Genomic DNA, 14,649 nt, shown 5'->3' with positions numbered 1-14,649 from the left:
AGCTGGAATGATGACAAAAACAACCAAGGTCACTCCCGTTTTTTTCACTGCTCTATTTCCTTTTTAACCGCCTTGACCATTTTCAAAACTTCCTGGACCACCCAGCTCATGATGCCAATCCCAGCAAATAATTCCCAAGGAAAATGGTAATAAAGACTATCATCCTTTGAAAAGATCAAATAGACGACCATCCCCACCACTGTTAACGTAAACACTTTATAGAACCATTGTTTCATTTTTCCTTACCTCTTACTTTCTGACTATATTATAGCGAAAGAAAATAACAGCCACTAGATAATTTTGTCACTCGCTCACATGACAAAAGTCACTAAAAAAAGCCAAGTGACTTCACTCGACTTTTTCTATTCTTCTTACTGGCCTTCTTCTTTCATGCCATGCAATTTCAAGGCCTTGACCAAGGCATCTGCCTTCATATTTTTCAAATCATTGAGACCAGCATCTTTGAAGTAAGAAATTTCTTCTAGAGACTTGGCATCAATTTGGTTGAGGTCAATCACACTGGTTGAGAGCAATTTCTTCTCTGGTGTAACGCTATACTCCAAGCTAAAACCAGGAACGGTTTTCAGCTTCTTGTAGTCTTCATTTTGCTCCAGCAAAGCTTGAATGGCTGCTGTGAGTTCTTCAGGCGACTTCTCTGCTGCGATGGTCCCAAGTTGTTGGGGCAGATCGGCCGTCACTTCGATGCGAAGGTTTTCAACCTTATCTCCCTTAGACTTGATGATATCCCGGTGTTTTGTTCCATTGATATCTCCTACTAAGGTTGTGGTTTTTTCTTCATTTTTTACTTCTTTTTTAACAGAGGAACTGCTAGATGAGCTAGCGGTTGTAGTTTTCTTTGTTTGGGATTGCGAACAACCAGTCAATACCAAAATGGCTAGCCCAAGGGTTACAAAAAATTTCTTCATTTTTATAACTCTCCTTTCACATACTGATACCAGTATAACATATCGCGTCTTTCTTGTCTAAAAACTCCACTGCTCAAAGCATTTCCCCCTCTTTTCAAGCTCTTCAATTTGAATAAAAATCTGATGAATGTGAGACTTTTTGCAGAAACTCCTTTTTCTCACGAATAAAGCCTCAGTGGAGGGTTCACTTCAGTCTCAATCCCTCTGAATCACGCTGATTTCATAGGGAATCTCCTCGTTTTTCTATATACAAAAAAAGGTTCCGAAAGGAACCTTCTGTTCAATTATTCTACACTAAACAAGTATGGGTAGACTGGTTGGCCACCTTGGTGGATTTCCACTTCTACATCCTCATACTTCTCAGCAAGAGCTTGAGCTAATTCGTTTGCCAACTCCTCACTGCCGTCTTCACCGACATAGATGGTCACAATTTCACTATCTTCGTCCAACATATGAGCGAATGTTTCTTCCAAGGTTTCCATCATATCTGGGTTTGAAACGACGATCTTACCATCGACCATTCCAAGATTGTCATTTTCATGGATTTCAAGGCCGTCGATAGTGGTATCGCGAACCGCTGTTGTCACGCTACCAGACACAACATCGCCCAATGAAGCGCTCATGCGTTCGTAGTTTTCTTCGATCGATTTGCTTTCATCAAAGGCAAGAAGACTGGTCAATCCTTGAGGGATGGTCTTGGTCTCTACAACTGCTGCTGGTTGATCAATCACTTCTGCTGCAGATTGAGCGGCCATCAAGATATTTTTGTTGTTTGGCAAGATAATGATGTTGCGCGCATTCAACTCTCCAACAGCTTTAACAAAGTCTTCTGTTGATGGGTTCATGGTTTGACCGCCAGAGATGATGTAATCCACCCCTTGCGCTTTAAAGATATCAGCCAATCCGTCACCCGCAACGACTGCAATGATGGCATATTCTTTTTCTTCAACCGGTTTAGCTTGGCGCTCTTCTTTCTCAACTTGCGCTTCGTGTTGGTTACGCATGTTGTCGACTTTCACCTTGACCAAGCTTCCGTACTTAAGACCTTCTTGCATGACAAGACCTGGATCTTCTGTATGGACGTGAACTTTGACAATCTCATCGTCATTCACCACTAATAGGGAATCCCCAAGGTTGTTCAAATAGTTACGGAATTCATCATAATCGAAGTCTTTGACATAGGTTGGACCTTGTTTCAAAGCGACCATGATTTCTGTACAGTAACCAAATTTGATGTCTTCAGTAGCCACATGGCCAGCGACTGACTTGTGGTGTTCTGCATTAATCATTTCTGACATGGTTGCAGGTGTTGCTTGGAACTCTTCAGAAGCGATGAATTCACCTGTCAAGGCTGACAAGAATCCTTCATAGATGAAGACCAACCCTTGACCACCAGAGTCTACCACGCCAACTTCTTTCAAGACTGGCAACATATCTGGAGTCTTCGCAAGAGCTGTTTTAGCTCCTTCAAGAGCGGCACGCATAACTTCTACTGCATCATTGGTAGATTCTGCTTTTTTCTTGGCCCCGATGGCTGCCCCACGAGAAACCGTCAAAATAGTCCCTTCAACTGGCTTCATAACGGCTTTATAAGCAACTTCTACCCCAGATTGGAAGGCTGCTGCAAGTGCTGCTCCATCCAATTCTTCTTTGTCTTTGACACTTTGAGAAAATCCGCGGAACAATTGAGAAGTGATGACTCCTGAGTTCCCACGCGCCCCCATCAAGAGACCTTTAGCGAAGATCCCTGCTGCTTCTCCAACAGTTGATGCAGAACGGTCAGATACTTCTTTGGCCCCATTTTCGATGGTCATTCCCATATTGGTTCCTGTATCCCCATCTGGCACAGGAAAGACGTTCAAAGAGTTTACATATTCCGCTTGTTTATTTAAGCGCGTAGCCCCCGCTTGAACCATTTCTTGAAATAAACTTGTAGTAATATTAGCCACGATTATTCTCCCACAATCTTGATATTTTGAATATAGACATTCACAGTATCCGTAGTGATTCCAAGTTGATTTTCCAAACTAAATTTCACACGTTCTTGAATATTTTTTGAGACTTCGCTAATCTTTGTTCCATAGCTCAAAACAGTGTAAACATCAACTGCGATAGTTCCTGCTTCCGTTGTTTTGACAACAACACCTTTAGAGAAGTTTTCTTTCCCTAGGAGGGCTTGGAAATTATCTTTGATCGCATTTTTGCTGGCCATTCCAACCACACCGAAGATCTCAGTAGCGGCACCGCCTACAACAGTTGCGATAACCTCATCAGTCAATTCAATTTGACCGTCCTTTGTATTGATTTTTACTGTCATAATTTCTACCTCAAAAGTATTTTATATTTTATTTTACCATAAAAGAGGTCAACTGTAAAAGGGTAGGGACTATTCTTCTCCCGCTGTGACAGCTGTCTCTAGAGAAAAAGAAAAGAACCTCTATGAGGTTCTATATTCTTTATTAAACGCGTTCTACTTTACCAGATTTCAATGCACGAGCTGAAGCCCAAACTTTTTTAGGTTTACCATCGATAAGGACAGTTACTTTTTGAAGGTTTGGTTTTACGGCACGTTTTGTTTGGTTCATAGCGTGTGAACGGTTGTTACCTGATACAGTCTTACGACCTGTGAAATAACATACTTTAGCCATTTCTGTGTTTCCTCCTATTAGATCTAATATAACGGATGTGCTAGCACCACATACCGTACTATATTACCAAAAAAAATCTCTCTTGGCAAGCTTTTGGCCAAAGTTTTTCATTTCAGATTTAAGAAAACGAATTCGCTCCGACATAGATAATTTCCAGATTTCCTAAGGAAACATCGCCCGTAATGTAGAAATCCTTGCTTGTCAGAGCACTTGGGTTTTCCTGATGTTGGATCGCCGAGAGGGAATTATCCACATGAACATGGACCCGCCAATCACTTGGTACATAGAGGCTCAAACTTCCAAGGGAAACATCGACAACAAACTGAGCAGAAGGACCTTCAATACGGCAATTGTCAAAATAAACCGAAGCTTCTCCCATACTCACATCTGCACTTCCGTGGGTGAAGTGTTGATCATTGAGATATTTTGTCACTGTTGAAAAAGTGACATCGATGTCATTGCCATCCGACTTACTCATGGACCCAGCAGAATAGGAAGCTAGGCGGGCTTTTGTTTTCTTAGAGGGTTTGAACAAAATGTTGAGCCCAATCACAGCGAGAATTGAGGAGAGGATGACAACTGAATTGGACACCGGAAGGAAATGGTATTGCCCATTGAGACAAAAGAGGGCTAAAAGTCCATAGATGAAGCCCCAACCAAAATGGCGTTTTAAGAAACTAGAGAGGGACAGAACGGCAAGCAAGGTAACCCAAGCCAAGGTCCAGATGCTGATGTCCCATTTTACAAAATAGCCTTGTAAGAGGATTAAGGCTGCTAAAAGGATTAAGAATACTCCAATTAATTTTTTTCTCATGATATTACCTCATTTCATTTAGTCGTTCTTTTAAGAGTTGATAGTAGCGTCTAGATACATGAACCTGCTTATGGGTCTGGTAGAAATTGACCGTGCTGGTCCCTGAAAAAGACTTTTCCAGAGAGTAGATCTGCTTCGCGTTGACAATGGTGGATTTGGATATCCGACAAAAGGCGATGGGAAGCAGCTCCTCCAACTCATAGAGCTTCTGCTTGACCTCATAGGCCTCGTCCTTGGTGTGCCCAAAAATCTTCTCCCCATCCGTCTCAAAAAAGAGGATCGATGCCACATCTAGAAAATACTCACTTCGATCCTTGTAGAAGGCTAAAGGAGCGACTTTTTGTTCCAGGATTCTCTCTTGCAGCTGGGTCAACTCCGGGGTCAAGCGCGGAGCTCGAATCAAGATCTCAGGCTCGTCCATAGATGGATCCAATTCGATTCTAACTTTCATAAAACTCCTTTCCCAACGTTTTGATAGTACCATTATAACAGCTGTTGAAAACAAAACAAGGACTTTTCAGTAAGTGGCACATTTTCCCCATCAAGAGGTCGTATTTGAGAAGTAAAAAAGAGAGTGGGACAGAAATCGGTAATTCGTTAGAATTCGATTTCGTCGTCCCACCTCCGCACAGTTGAGTAGGGCTGTAAAATCTGATGAAATCAGCGTAGTAGAGCCCACTCAACCACTGCGTCTTGCTCGACAATCCAAAGACAATTGAGAGGCTAGGACTTTTATCCCAGCCTCCTTTCTTTATTTATTGCTTTCCTTGTCCGGTAAAAGAAAACTAAGACCTACGCAAGCGAGCACACCTGCTGTGATAACTAAACCATTTGAGACCGGCAAGAGATCGTAAATCGCATTTGCGATCATCAGCGCGATCAAGGCGCAGATAACACTTGCCTTGTAATCTTTTTTCAAGAGATTTTCAAGTGTAAAGAATGCAAATAAGAGAACAGGAAATAGGGGCCAGATATTCACATCGATCTTTGGAAAGCCAACCATTCCCATTATCACAACTGCAAGAGCAGCAAGAATCAATGAAAGTCCAAGTAATTTTTTCATCATATACCTCATTTTGATTATTCGGAAGTATTTCTTCCTTTGATGATTCTATGATAGCAGAGAGGTCCTACGGAGACAAGGACTTTTGACTAAGTGGTCAAAAATGGCGCCTATGTGGTCAAAAGAAGGAGCGAGACCGAACGAATATGTGATCACCATTATTCATCGTCTCGCTCCTTCAAAGCAGATTTTTTCTATGCCGATTGCAGGGATCGAACCTGTGACCTACGCGTTACGAGTGCGTTGCTCTACCAACTGAGCTAAATCGGCGATTACCTTCTTAGTATAGCACTCTGATAGCGGATGTCAAGCACTTTTAGTTGATCTTTTTAATCAGAATCTGACATGGATTCTGTGGATCCCATAGTTGCGGAAAAATCTCTAATTTTTTAAAACCAAGACTGCGATAAAAGACATTTGTTCGGTCATAATCTTTATTTGAACCTTCTGCGACTGTTTTGACCTGTAGGTAGTCCACTTGTTTGACTGCTTCTCTTTCTATAGTCGTAATTAATTTCCTTCCAATTCCTTGACCTTGGAATGATTTTTTCACGCCTAGACAGTCAATTTCAGCACAATCTTCACTCGAATATGATAAACTTATAAACCCTACTACATCACTTTCTTGATAAGCAGCCCAAACTCGTAAATCCTTAGCTCCTTCAATGTAGGCTTGCGTGCTTTCTGGTATTCCAAACCATTCTGGCAAATCCCTTAAAATCTCAGCGACAACTGCCATTTTTTGATCTTCACCCTTGACTTCTTTAATTACAAACATCATAAGTTCCTTTCTTGATTTTAGTCTTACTTTACCTCTTACGAACCAGCACTTTCGTAAGCATCCAATCCCCTATCCCAAAGTTTGAGGGAAATAACAAAGAAAACAAGGGAAATCAGAATCAAACCACCAATATTAAAGAGTCCATCCTTGTCCTGCAAGAAATAGCTGGCAGGATAGTAGGCCGTAAAGGCGAAAGGTACAATAAAGCTAATTAACCAACGAAGGAGCGAATTGTAAATAGAAATAGGATACTTGGCAAAATCATTAAACATATAGAAAATGTAAATCATGGCACCTGACTGCTTGGTCCAAAAAGCGATGCTAGCTGTCGCGATTTTTAAAGAAGTGTAAATCAAGGTCGCAAAAGGAATACAGACTAGAAAAATCAGGAATTTTGGAAGAGTCCAAGAGATGCTAGTTACTGTTGTTCCTAATAGAATGCCACCGACCAAGAGTTCACCCAAGGCATCAATCTGAAAGGTCTCAACGAGGATGTGAAAGAGAGGATTGATAGGACGAGTCAGATACTTGTCAAACTCCCCTTTTCGAACTAGTCGTTGACCTAAAGCCCAGAGATTGTCAAAAAAGAGATGATCTAGTCCCTTTGGAATTAAGGAAAATCCATAGATAAAGGCAATTTCTTGAAAAGTCCAACCTTCTAGGGAGGGAATGTGTTGAAAGATGACATTGAGAAACAAGAGGTTCAGGCCTTGAGTCAGAAAGACTCCCAACACACCAACCACAAAATCTACCTTGTATTCCATGATTTGCTTGATATACTGTCTGATAAAAATCAGATGCATGCGTTGATATTTTTTCATACTAACCTCCCTGAATGGTGATAAATGACTGGACTCGTTTCCAAATCAACTGAGACAAGCCCACCATCACTATAAGCCAGAAAAGCTGAAGCAAAAGTGCTTGAAGAATCTGACTAGCATCGTATTTTCCAACAATAATCATGACCGGAGTGTAAATTAAGGATGAGAAAGGTAAGAAGGACAGAATATCTGAAATGACCTTTGGAAAGAAAGCCAAGGGGATCAAACTCCCAGACATAAAGGCCACTATGGAAGTCTTAAGTAGGTTGGAACCCCATAAATTTTTAAATACAAAGGCTGAAAATCCAAAGCAAATATTAAAGAAAAAGTTAATCAGATAAGCCAGGGTTAAGCTAAAGAGATAAAGGGTAGTTAGTCCCAGCACTTCTACAATCCCTTGCCCAGATAAGATTTTCATCAAAACAATGACACTTAAAAATGGCAGTCCAACAGAGATAAAAATCAACCACTTGGAACCAAGCTCCGTAAAGAGGTAAGAAGCCGCAAAATGCACTGGTCGCAACAAGCGCATGATAATGGAACCATCCTTGACCTCATCACCAATCATAAAGGAAGAATCCGACCTAGTCAGAAGATTAGTCACAAAACTCATGATGATGTAGAGGGTGATATCCGCCATACTGAAGCCCTGAATCAAAGGCTCCTGGGAGGAATCAAAGACAGCCTTCCATAGATAAAAAGCCACAAAAGCACCCATGACATCGCCAATCCGATAAAGAATAAAGTTGACTCGATAGCTAATCAACTCCTGAATCCCTGCATTGATAAAGGGTTTATAACGTCTCCACAATTTGACCATCTTAGAGCTCCTTTCGATAGAAGCGACGGATAATATCTTCAATATCCGTATCTACCATCTTCAAATCACGGATCTCAAAATCAGATAAGGTTTGCTTGATAATATCGGCCGACTGGTAGCGGGAACTATCGAATTCAATATTGAGAGTATTTCCTTGTCTATCAATGGACATATCAGGCAAGCCCTCATAATGAGAGACGAGATGATTTTGACCTGGCGTCAGGTCAAAGGAGAGAGTCTTCATCTTTCCAAAGGTCTCCTTGAGCTGGCTAACCGTTCCATCAAAAATCTCTTGCCCCTTATCAATCATAAAAATCCGATCACAGAGTTGCTCAATATCACTCAAATCATGAGTAGTCAAGAGAATAGTTGTCTCTTCCTCCTGATTAATCTGGGTAATGGCCCGACGAATGTTGTCCTTGACCGACACATCCAAACCAATAGTCGGTTCATCTAAAAAGAGAACTTTGGGATTGTGAAGCAAGGAAGCCGCAATATCCGCCCGCATCCGTTGACCTAGTGAAAGAGTCCGCACAGGATCCTTGATAAATTCCTTCAAATCCAAAACTTCATTCAAAAAGTCCATGCGCTTATGGAAAAGCGAGTCCGGTACATCATAGATCTCTTTCAAAACCGTGTAGGTCTCTTGCAGAGCCAAATCCCACCATAACTGGGTGCGTTGTCCGAAAACGACTCCAATATCCTTGACATAATCTTGGCGATTATCCTGCGGAATCTTGCCGTTAATCCGACAAAAGCCAGATGTGGGCTTCAAAATTCCTGTCAGCATTTTGATGGTGGTTGACTTCCCAGCACCATTTGCCCCGATAAATCCTAAAATCTGCCCTTTTGGAACTTCAAAAGTTAAATCCTTGACCGCTTCAAAGGTCTGCTTTTCAGGATGAATAAAGGAGCGCAAGGCTCCCTTTAACCCCGGCTCCTTAACTGTCTTCACAAAATTTTTCCGAAGATGTTGTACTTCTATCATTGCCATATCTATCTCCCTATCGTAAGAAGCAACATTGTATTTTTGACCACAAATATTCTAAATCCTTACTTTCTACACTTTCTAAATATTATTACAGAAGGCTTTATACCAACCTATTATAATCTAATAAAAAAAGGAATGCAAGCGTTTGCTTATAGATTATAAAATTAGAGATTTCTCTCTTAAAATGAAACTTTTAATCAAAAATTCTGTTAAATAGTTTCCTTAAGACACCAAAAAACCTGCCCTTAGGGGCAGGCTTATTGTTAAGAAAAAGAATTTTTTAATCGAGAAAATTAACGATTCTACTGTTAATCCTTCAGCATTTAATTATTATCATCAGTCTCAATGGATTTTTAAGCCCTCAATTATTCTCTAAAAATTCTTTAATGCGAGAAACAATAGCATCGCTTTGATAATGATAGAGGTCGTGAGGCGCATCTATATAGTCGACTTGAACATTAGACTGGTCGCTTGCAAATCTCTCTGCATAACGTTGCCACTCTGATTGGCTAAATGTCGTGCCTTCACCGTTAGAAACCAGGAGTAAGGCTGGAATTTTCGGATTAATGCTAGATGGAACTTTCTTGGCATTTTCCTTTGCCAAACGGGATTCATGAAGCATGGCTTGTGACATCAACTGCTTATATGCTAGTAATTTATATTGTTGTCGTTCAGTTTCAGTCAGAGTTGGATTTTTTATATAAAAGGACTCTGGGAAATAACGGAGCAGGCCAATCTTACTCGTCCAATAGACTAAGGTTATGAGAGTTGGGTGTTCTTTTAAATCTTCATAACTCGCTGGCAAGGCCCAATCCAGGCCAATCAAAGCCTTCACTTCATTTGGATATTTCTCTTGCCAAGCAAGACTCTCTAAACTAGCCATTGAATGCGAAACAATCACATAAGGTCCTGAAACATGAGCTTGCACCAAAGCTTGACGGGTCTCAGAAAGGACCTCCATCACATCTCTTGAACGATCACTATCTTGGCTAAAACCATATCCTGCTCGCTCCACGACAACAACTTTGTATTTTTTGGATAGGGAATCTGATAGATTCTTAAAGTCTAAAATAGGAGAGGCGATACCTGCACCGGAAAGAAAAACGATTGTTTCAGGTCCTTCTCCTTTAACAGAGACATTCATTCGATGTCCATTGACTGTAACTTGTTTACCAATGGGTGTGAGAAGCTTACTTTCATTTCGTAAACTGAATTGATGAAAAATAAATGTAGCACCTAAAAAGAGCAGGAAAAAGCCACAAATGATCCAGCTCCACAGTTTGAATTTTTTCATAGCCATATTGTACAAAAATTAACCTCTGGAAGCAACCTTTCCCATACAAAAAAACAAGATCCACATGGGACCTTGCTTTCCTGTTTTTAATTAAGCTTTGCCTTCTGAACCGAATACGTCGATACGTTCTTCAACAGCTGCAGTAATTGCTTCGAAACCTGGTTTCAAGAATTTACGTGGGTCGAAGAGTTTCTTCTTGTCGTATTCTGCTTCGTTTGCATCGTATTCACGTACGAATTGACGAGTAGCATTTGCAAATGCGATTTGGCATTCAGTGTTCACGTTAACTTTTGCAACACCAAGTTTGATAGCTGCTTGGATTTGATCATCAGGGATACCTGATCCACCGTGCAATACGATTGGGAATCCTGGAACAGCTTCAGTCAATTTTTGCAAGTGGTCAAGGTGAAGACCTTTCCAGTTTGCTGGGTAAGGACCGTGGATGTTACCAATACCTGCAGCCAAGAAGTCGATTCCTGTAGCAACCATTGCTTTAGCGTCTTCGATTGGTGCCAATTCACCGTCACCGATGATACCGTCTTCTTCACCACCGATAGTACCAACTTCAGCTTCTACTGAGATACCTTTAGCATGAGCTTTTTCAACGACATCTTTCGCCAATTTAAGGTTTTCTTCAACTGGAAGGTGTGAACCGTCAAACATGATTGAAGTGTAACCAGCTTCGATACATTCAAGAGCATCGTCGTAGTGACCATGGTCAAGGTGAATAGCAACTGGTACAGTAATACCCATTGATTCTACAAGGTTTTCAATAAGGGCTTTACATACTTTGTAACCACCCATGTATTTAGCAGCACCCATAGAAGTTTGGATAAGTACTGGAGCTTTCTTAGCTTCTGCTGCACGCAAGATAGCTTGAGTCCACTCAAGGTTGTTTGTGTTAAATCCACCAACTGCATAACCATTGTCACGAGCTGCTTGGACAAATTTTTCTGCTGAAACGATTGCCATTTGTTATAGGCCTCCTATAAATTTTTGTGGGGTTAATCCCACTTACATTGTTTATTTTATCACTTTTTAGATGAAATTGCTAGTTTTTCCTGTGCCTTTAAGCGATTTCTTCCAATAAATGAGGAGGAACCCTCTCCCTCCTATGACTTCCATCCCTTTCAAAAAGCAAAAAAAGGGAGTTTATGCCCCCTTTCAATCCTTCTCTTTAAAATTTTTTAATGAAAGGAGAAAGCCAATCCCGCAAATCACAAGGAGTCCACCTGCGACCCATTGAGAATAGAAATAAGCAGCAAATAACTGACTGTCGGTAAACATTTTCCCAAGAAGTCCGTTTAGCACTCCCTCAAGAAAGGGAATATTCTCAAACACTGCAAGGATTGACGCAAGAAAGAGAATAAAGCCTGCTATCTGAAAGAGATTGGGAATCCATCTTTTCATCCTTTTCTCTTCTCTGAGCAGATACTTAGAAGCAATCGCCACTAAAAAAATGAAAACATTCCATATGTTTAAGGCAATAAAATATCTAAAAGTATCCTTGTATGCGCCTATCGCCATCGCTAAAATTAGGATAGGACCGAAAAAATTAATGGCACTTCCCAATAGTGCAAAGAGGCCATCGACCAAAACCAGATCCTTTTTCTTCATGTTCTCACCTCATCTCACACCCATTCTACCACAAAGAGATTTGAAAACAAAAAAAGATAGCCGAAGCTATCTTGATCCGATGCGGAGAGAGGGACTTGAACCCTCACGACCTAAAGCGGTCACAGGATCCTTAGTCCTGCGCGTCTGCCAATTCCGCCATCCCCGCGATTGAGTACTTTACTAGTATATCAATCAACGACTTTTTTGTCAAGATTTTTTTCAAACTTTTTTCAGAGTTTGTCATTTTTTCACAAAAAGGGAGCAGGTCCTTCGACCTGCTCCCTTGATTTTTATTTGCTATCGTGGTTTTCAACTGCCGCTGTGATAAAGGCTGTGTAAAGTCCTTCTGGGCGGTTTGGACGGCTTGACAATTCTGGGTGGTATTGGCAAGCAACAAAGAATTTGTTTTCTGGGATTTCAACGATTTCGACCAAACGGTTGTCTGGTGAAACGCCTGAGAAGACAAATCCTGCTTCTTCGAACTGTTCACGGAAAGCATTGTTAAACTCATAACGGTGACGGTGGCGACGTTGTACCACTTCTTGATTGTCATAGGCAGCGGCTGCTTTTGATCCTCGTTTGAGTTTAGATGGGTAAAGACCGAGACGGAGCGTTCCTCCCATATCTTCCACATCGATTTGGTCCCGCATGATATCGATAATCGGATACTTGGTTTCTGGATCCAATTCGGATGAATGGGCCCCTTCCAAGCCTAAAACGTGACGGGCAAATTCGATACAGGTTAACTGCATACCCAAGCAGACACCCAACATTGGGACGTCCTGTTCACGCGCATACTTGATGGCTTGAATTTTTCCTTCTGTTCCCCGTTGACCAAAACCACCTGGGACGATGATTCCATCCGCATCTCCAAGGAGTTCTGCCACATTTTCAGCTGTCACATCATTGGCATTGACCCAATTAATCTTGACTTCTGCATCGTTGGCGTACCCTGAGTGCTTCAAGGCCTCAACGACAGAAATGTAGGCATCTTGCAATTCTACGTATTTTCCAACCAAGGAAATCTTGACCTGCTTCTTGAGGTTCATGACCTTGTCGACCATCGCAGACCATTCTGTCATATCTGCTGCAGGAACATCCAATTTCAAATGGTCACAAACGATTTGGTCCATATTTTGTGCTTGCAAGTTCAATGGGATTTGGTACAAGTGCTCCACATCAAGTGACTCGATGACAGCTTCTGGTGCCACATCACAGAATTGAGCCAACTTGTTCTTAATTCCTTGACCAGCTGGCTTTTCTGTACGGATGACCAACATATTTGGTTGAATCCCAAGACCACGAAGTTCTTTCACAGAGTGTTGCGTCGGCTTGGTTTTCATTTCTCCCGCAGCTTTCAAGTAAGGAAGAAGGGTGGTGTGGATATACATAACATTTTCAGCACCGACATCTGCCTTCATTTGACGAAGAGCTTCAAGGAATGGAAGGGACTCAATATCTCCAACTGTTCCTCCGACTTCTGTGATGATGACATCTGAATCCGTCGTCGTCGCTGCTCGTTTGATCTTTTCTTTCAAGGCATCTGTAATATGAGGAATCACCTGTACAGTCGCGCCCAAGTATTCTCCGCGACGTTCCTTGCGAAGGACTTCGCTATAAATTTTCCCTGTCGTCACATTTGAGTACTTATTCAGATTGATATCAATGAAGCGTTCATAGTGACCAAGGTCCAAGTCTGTCTCTGCGCCATCATCTGTGACAAATACTTCCCCGTGTTGGTAAGGGCTCATCGTCCCTGGGTCAATATTGATATAAGGGTCAAATTTTTGGATCGTCACTTTCAATCCACGATTTTTGAGCAAGCGACCAAGACTTGCTGCGACAATCCCTTTCCCGATGGATGATACGACACCACCCGTGACAAAAATATATTTTGTTGACATGTGCTTTCCTCTTCTTCTAATGTTGTAGAGGCCATTCCTCTTTGCAGAAAAAACAAAAATAGCTCCCTAATCTTTAGGGAGCTCCGACCTCAAAATGAGGTGCCCGAACAATATCTTACCGCAAATGGATTACTTTGTCAAATTGAAAATTTCATGAAAATGATTTTCGCTGTTTACACGACCTTTTCCACTCCATTTTGTGTGACGAGAAATTTCTCAAATTGAAGCTGAGGCATGCAAAGAGCAAGGTCCTTGTGGATTCGTTCTAGCGCTTCTAAACGCATCTCGACTGACGTCTCGGTATTTCCTTGGATGACAAAGAGGGCGTTTTGCGTAGTCTCCTCAAATTTGTAATGGTCACTATCGCGTACATCCAACCAAGCCAGAACTCCTTTTTGATCCCGGTAGACAGGATCTGTCGGTGCGACATGTTTTTCACTAGAAAGGATAGGGAGAAAGAGATCGTCTCTTTGACTCACTGTAAATTCAATCGGTCCCTCAATCTTATCTAGGTCATGTCCTCCGATCGCGAGAAAAGACTTCAGCGATTCGACATTATAGATATCGATGATGCTATTGATCTGAGGAAGAGCTCCTCGATGCTGGATGTTTCGGATAAGAGCTAGGACTGTTGGTGGATTTTTCTTGATGCTACGCCCTACTGTTTGCAAGAGGTCTGTATACCCTTTGATAACAGGAGATGCCACTACTTCTTCTGTCTGACATTGGAGCGCCCATTGTTCAACTACTTTCTTCTTTTCAAGAAAAGAAGGGGGTAAAACTGCTTGGGGGTCCACATTTCTAGCAATTCCGACCACAACCGTATCAATACCAAGAGCTACTAAACTTTGATCTAAACGAAAGTCCATCTGAACACCTCCTATTGGGAAACCTTACACGTTTATCATACGCCATTTCGCCACTTTTTTCAATGCAATCAAAAAGAGAGTGGGACAGAAATCGGTAATTC

The 14,649-nt window shown here is 41.6% G+C and carries 17 protein-coding genes and 2 tRNA genes; all 19 read right to left on the bottom strand.

Annotated features, from left to right (window positions below; all coding sequences use genetic code 11):
- Positions 1-44: 44 nt before the first annotated feature.
- The 19 genes from HMPREF2904_RS05585 to HMPREF2904_RS05495 all read right to left on the bottom strand — a co-directional run bounded on the left by HMPREF2904_RS05585 (position 45) and on the right by HMPREF2904_RS05495 (position 14,548).
- Complete coding sequence (locus HMPREF2904_RS05585; protein WP_070660821.1) at positions 45-236, bottom strand: hypothetical protein; 192 nt, start codon at positions 234-236, stop codon at positions 45-47.
- A 135-nt stretch (positions 237-371) separates the two neighbouring features.
- Complete coding sequence (locus tag HMPREF2904_RS05580) at positions 372-926, bottom strand: SP0191 family lipoprotein (protein ID WP_070660818.1); 555 nt, start codon at positions 924-926, stop codon at positions 372-374.
- Between the two features lie 284 nt (positions 927-1,210).
- Positions 1,211-2,875, bottom strand: a complete 1,665-nt coding sequence (locus tag HMPREF2904_RS05575) for a DAK2 domain-containing protein (protein WP_070660815.1) — start codon at positions 2,873-2,875, stop codon at positions 1,211-1,213.
- Between the two features lie 2 nt (positions 2,876-2,877).
- Positions 2,878-3,243 carry an Asp23/Gls24 family envelope stress response protein gene (locus HMPREF2904_RS05570; RefSeq protein WP_003004393.1) on the bottom strand — a complete coding sequence of 122 codons (366 nt, stop codon included), beginning with the start codon at positions 3,241-3,243 and terminating at the stop codon, positions 2,878-2,880.
- Between the two features lie 142 nt (positions 3,244-3,385).
- Positions 3,386-3,574: a 50S ribosomal protein L28 gene (rpmB, locus tag HMPREF2904_RS05565; protein ID WP_001140948.1), complete on the bottom strand. Its 189-nt coding sequence runs from the start codon at positions 3,572-3,574 to the stop codon at positions 3,386-3,388.
- A gap of 118 nt (positions 3,575-3,692) precedes the next feature.
- The gene (locus HMPREF2904_RS05560) at positions 3,693-4,388 is read right to left on the bottom strand and encodes a LiaF transmembrane domain-containing protein (RefSeq protein WP_045759126.1); all 696 of its coding nucleotides are present in this window, start codon (positions 4,386-4,388) and stop codon (positions 3,693-3,695) included.
- A 4-nt stretch (positions 4,389-4,392) separates the two neighbouring features.
- Positions 4,393-4,839, bottom strand: a complete 447-nt coding sequence (locus HMPREF2904_RS05555) for a LytTR family DNA-binding domain-containing protein (RefSeq protein ID WP_003004160.1) — start codon at positions 4,837-4,839, stop codon at positions 4,393-4,395.
- Between the two features lie 300 nt (positions 4,840-5,139).
- Positions 5,140-5,451, bottom strand: a complete 312-nt coding sequence (locus HMPREF2904_RS05550) for a LiaF transmembrane domain-containing protein (RefSeq protein ID WP_070660812.1) — start codon at positions 5,449-5,451, stop codon at positions 5,140-5,142.
- 197 nt (positions 5,452-5,648) lie between these two features.
- Positions 5,649-5,721 (bottom strand) — tRNA-Thr (locus HMPREF2904_RS05545).
- Positions 5,722-5,767: 46 nt separating this feature from the next.
- Positions 5,768-6,229: a GNAT family N-acetyltransferase gene (locus HMPREF2904_RS05540; RefSeq protein WP_023919330.1), complete on the bottom strand. Its 462-nt coding sequence runs from the start codon at positions 6,227-6,229 to the stop codon at positions 5,768-5,770.
- Between the two features lie 38 nt (positions 6,230-6,267).
- Complete coding sequence (locus tag HMPREF2904_RS05535) at positions 6,268-7,053, bottom strand: ABC transporter permease (RefSeq protein ID WP_023919332.1); 786 nt, start codon at positions 7,051-7,053, stop codon at positions 6,268-6,270.
- 1 nt (position 7,054) lies between these two features.
- Complete coding sequence (locus HMPREF2904_RS05530; protein WP_003017344.1) at positions 7,055-7,873, bottom strand: ABC transporter permease; 819 nt, start codon at positions 7,871-7,873, stop codon at positions 7,055-7,057.
- A gap of 1 nt (position 7,874) precedes the next feature.
- Positions 7,875-8,867, bottom strand: coding sequence for an ABC transporter ATP-binding protein (locus tag HMPREF2904_RS05525; RefSeq protein ID WP_070660809.1), 993 nt, complete (start codon positions 8,865-8,867; stop codon positions 7,875-7,877).
- Positions 8,868-9,225: 358 nt separating this feature from the next.
- On the bottom strand, positions 9,226-10,164 hold the full coding sequence (locus HMPREF2904_RS05520) for an alpha/beta fold hydrolase (RefSeq protein WP_070660806.1): 939 nt from the start codon (positions 10,162-10,164) through the stop codon (positions 9,226-9,228).
- Positions 10,165-10,248: 84 nt separating this feature from the next.
- Positions 10,249-11,130 carry a class II fructose-bisphosphate aldolase gene (locus tag HMPREF2904_RS05515; RefSeq protein ID WP_003004573.1) on the bottom strand — a complete coding sequence of 294 codons (882 nt, stop codon included), beginning with the start codon at positions 11,128-11,130 and terminating at the stop codon, positions 10,249-10,251.
- Positions 11,131-11,322: 192 nt separating this feature from the next.
- Positions 11,323-11,775: a hypothetical protein gene (locus HMPREF2904_RS05510; protein ID WP_070660802.1), complete on the bottom strand. Its 453-nt coding sequence runs from the start codon at positions 11,773-11,775 to the stop codon at positions 11,323-11,325.
- Between the two features lie 80 nt (positions 11,776-11,855).
- A tRNA-Leu gene (locus HMPREF2904_RS05505) sits at positions 11,856-11,941 on the bottom strand.
- A 124-nt stretch (positions 11,942-12,065) separates the two neighbouring features.
- Positions 12,066-13,679, bottom strand: coding sequence for a CTP synthase (locus tag HMPREF2904_RS05500; protein ID WP_070660798.1), 1,614 nt, complete (start codon positions 13,677-13,679; stop codon positions 12,066-12,068).
- A gap of 173 nt (positions 13,680-13,852) precedes the next feature.
- Positions 13,853-14,548 carry a B3/B4 domain-containing protein gene (locus HMPREF2904_RS05495; RefSeq protein ID WP_070660795.1) on the bottom strand — a complete coding sequence of 232 codons (696 nt, stop codon included), beginning with the start codon at positions 14,546-14,548 and terminating at the stop codon, positions 13,853-13,855.
- Positions 14,549-14,649 lie beyond the last annotated feature (101 nt).

The organism is Streptococcus sp. HMSC072G04, assembly GCF_001813295.1.
In the GTDB taxonomy this organism is placed as follows: domain Bacteria; phylum Bacillota; class Bacilli; order Lactobacillales; family Streptococcaceae; genus Streptococcus.
Note: the sequence above shows the minus strand (reverse complement) of the source record. Positions and strands in the feature narration are given on the sequence as shown.

What these genes read in the sequence shown, in the direction of transcription:
- HMPREF2904_RS05520 (WP_070660806.1), bottom strand. Translation starts at nt 10,164, where the DNA reads ATGGCTATGAAAAAATTCAAACTGTGGAGCTGGATCATTTGTGGCTTT.
- rpmB (WP_001140948.1), bottom strand. Translation starts at nt 3,574, where the DNA reads ATGGCTAAAGTATGTTATTTCACAGGTCGTAAGACTGTATCAGGTAAC.
- HMPREF2904_RS05500 (WP_070660798.1), bottom strand. Translation starts at nt 13,679, where the DNA reads ATGTCAACAAAATATATTTTTGTCACGGGTGGTGTCGTATCATCCATC.
- HMPREF2904_RS05580 (WP_070660818.1), bottom strand. Translation starts at nt 926, where the DNA reads ATGAAGAAATTTTTTGTAACCCTTGGGCTAGCCATTTTGGTATTGACT.
- HMPREF2904_RS05525 (WP_070660809.1), bottom strand. Translation starts at nt 8,867, where the DNA reads ATGGCAATGATAGAAGTACAACATCTTCGGAAAAATTTTGTGAAGACA.
- HMPREF2904_RS05510 (WP_070660802.1), bottom strand. Translation starts at nt 11,775, where the DNA reads ATGAAGAAAAAGGATCTGGTTTTGGTCGATGGCCTCTTTGCACTATTG.
- HMPREF2904_RS05560 (WP_045759126.1), bottom strand. Translation starts at nt 4,388, where the DNA reads ATGAGAAAAAAATTAATTGGAGTATTCTTAATCCTTTTAGCAGCCTTA.
- HMPREF2904_RS05540 (WP_023919330.1), bottom strand. Translation starts at nt 6,229, where the DNA reads ATGTTTGTAATTAAAGAAGTCAAGGGTGAAGATCAAAAAATGGCAGTT.
- HMPREF2904_RS05555 (WP_003004160.1), bottom strand. Translation starts at nt 4,839, where the DNA reads ATGAAAGTTAGAATCGAATTGGATCCATCTATGGACGAGCCTGAGATC.
- HMPREF2904_RS05530 (WP_003017344.1), bottom strand. Translation starts at nt 7,873, where the DNA reads ATGGTCAAATTGTGGAGACGTTATAAACCCTTTATCAATGCAGGGATT.
- HMPREF2904_RS05585 (WP_070660821.1), bottom strand. Translation starts at nt 236, where the DNA reads ATGAAACAATGGTTCTATAAAGTGTTTACGTTAACAGTGGTGGGGATG.
- HMPREF2904_RS05515 (WP_003004573.1), bottom strand. Translation starts at nt 11,130, where the DNA reads ATGGCAATCGTTTCAGCAGAAAAATTTGTCCAAGCAGCTCGTGACAAT.
- HMPREF2904_RS05570 (WP_003004393.1), bottom strand. Translation starts at nt 3,243, where the DNA reads ATGACAGTAAAAATCAATACAAAGGACGGTCAAATTGAATTGACTGAT.
- HMPREF2904_RS05535 (WP_023919332.1), bottom strand. Translation starts at nt 7,053, where the DNA reads ATGAAAAAATATCAACGCATGCATCTGATTTTTATCAGACAGTATATC.
- HMPREF2904_RS05495 (WP_070660795.1), bottom strand. Translation starts at nt 14,548, where the DNA reads ATGGACTTTCGTTTAGATCAAAGTTTAGTAGCTCTTGGTATTGATACG.
- HMPREF2904_RS05550 (WP_070660812.1), bottom strand. Translation starts at nt 5,451, where the DNA reads ATGAAAAAATTACTTGGACTTTCATTGATTCTTGCTGCTCTTGCAGTT.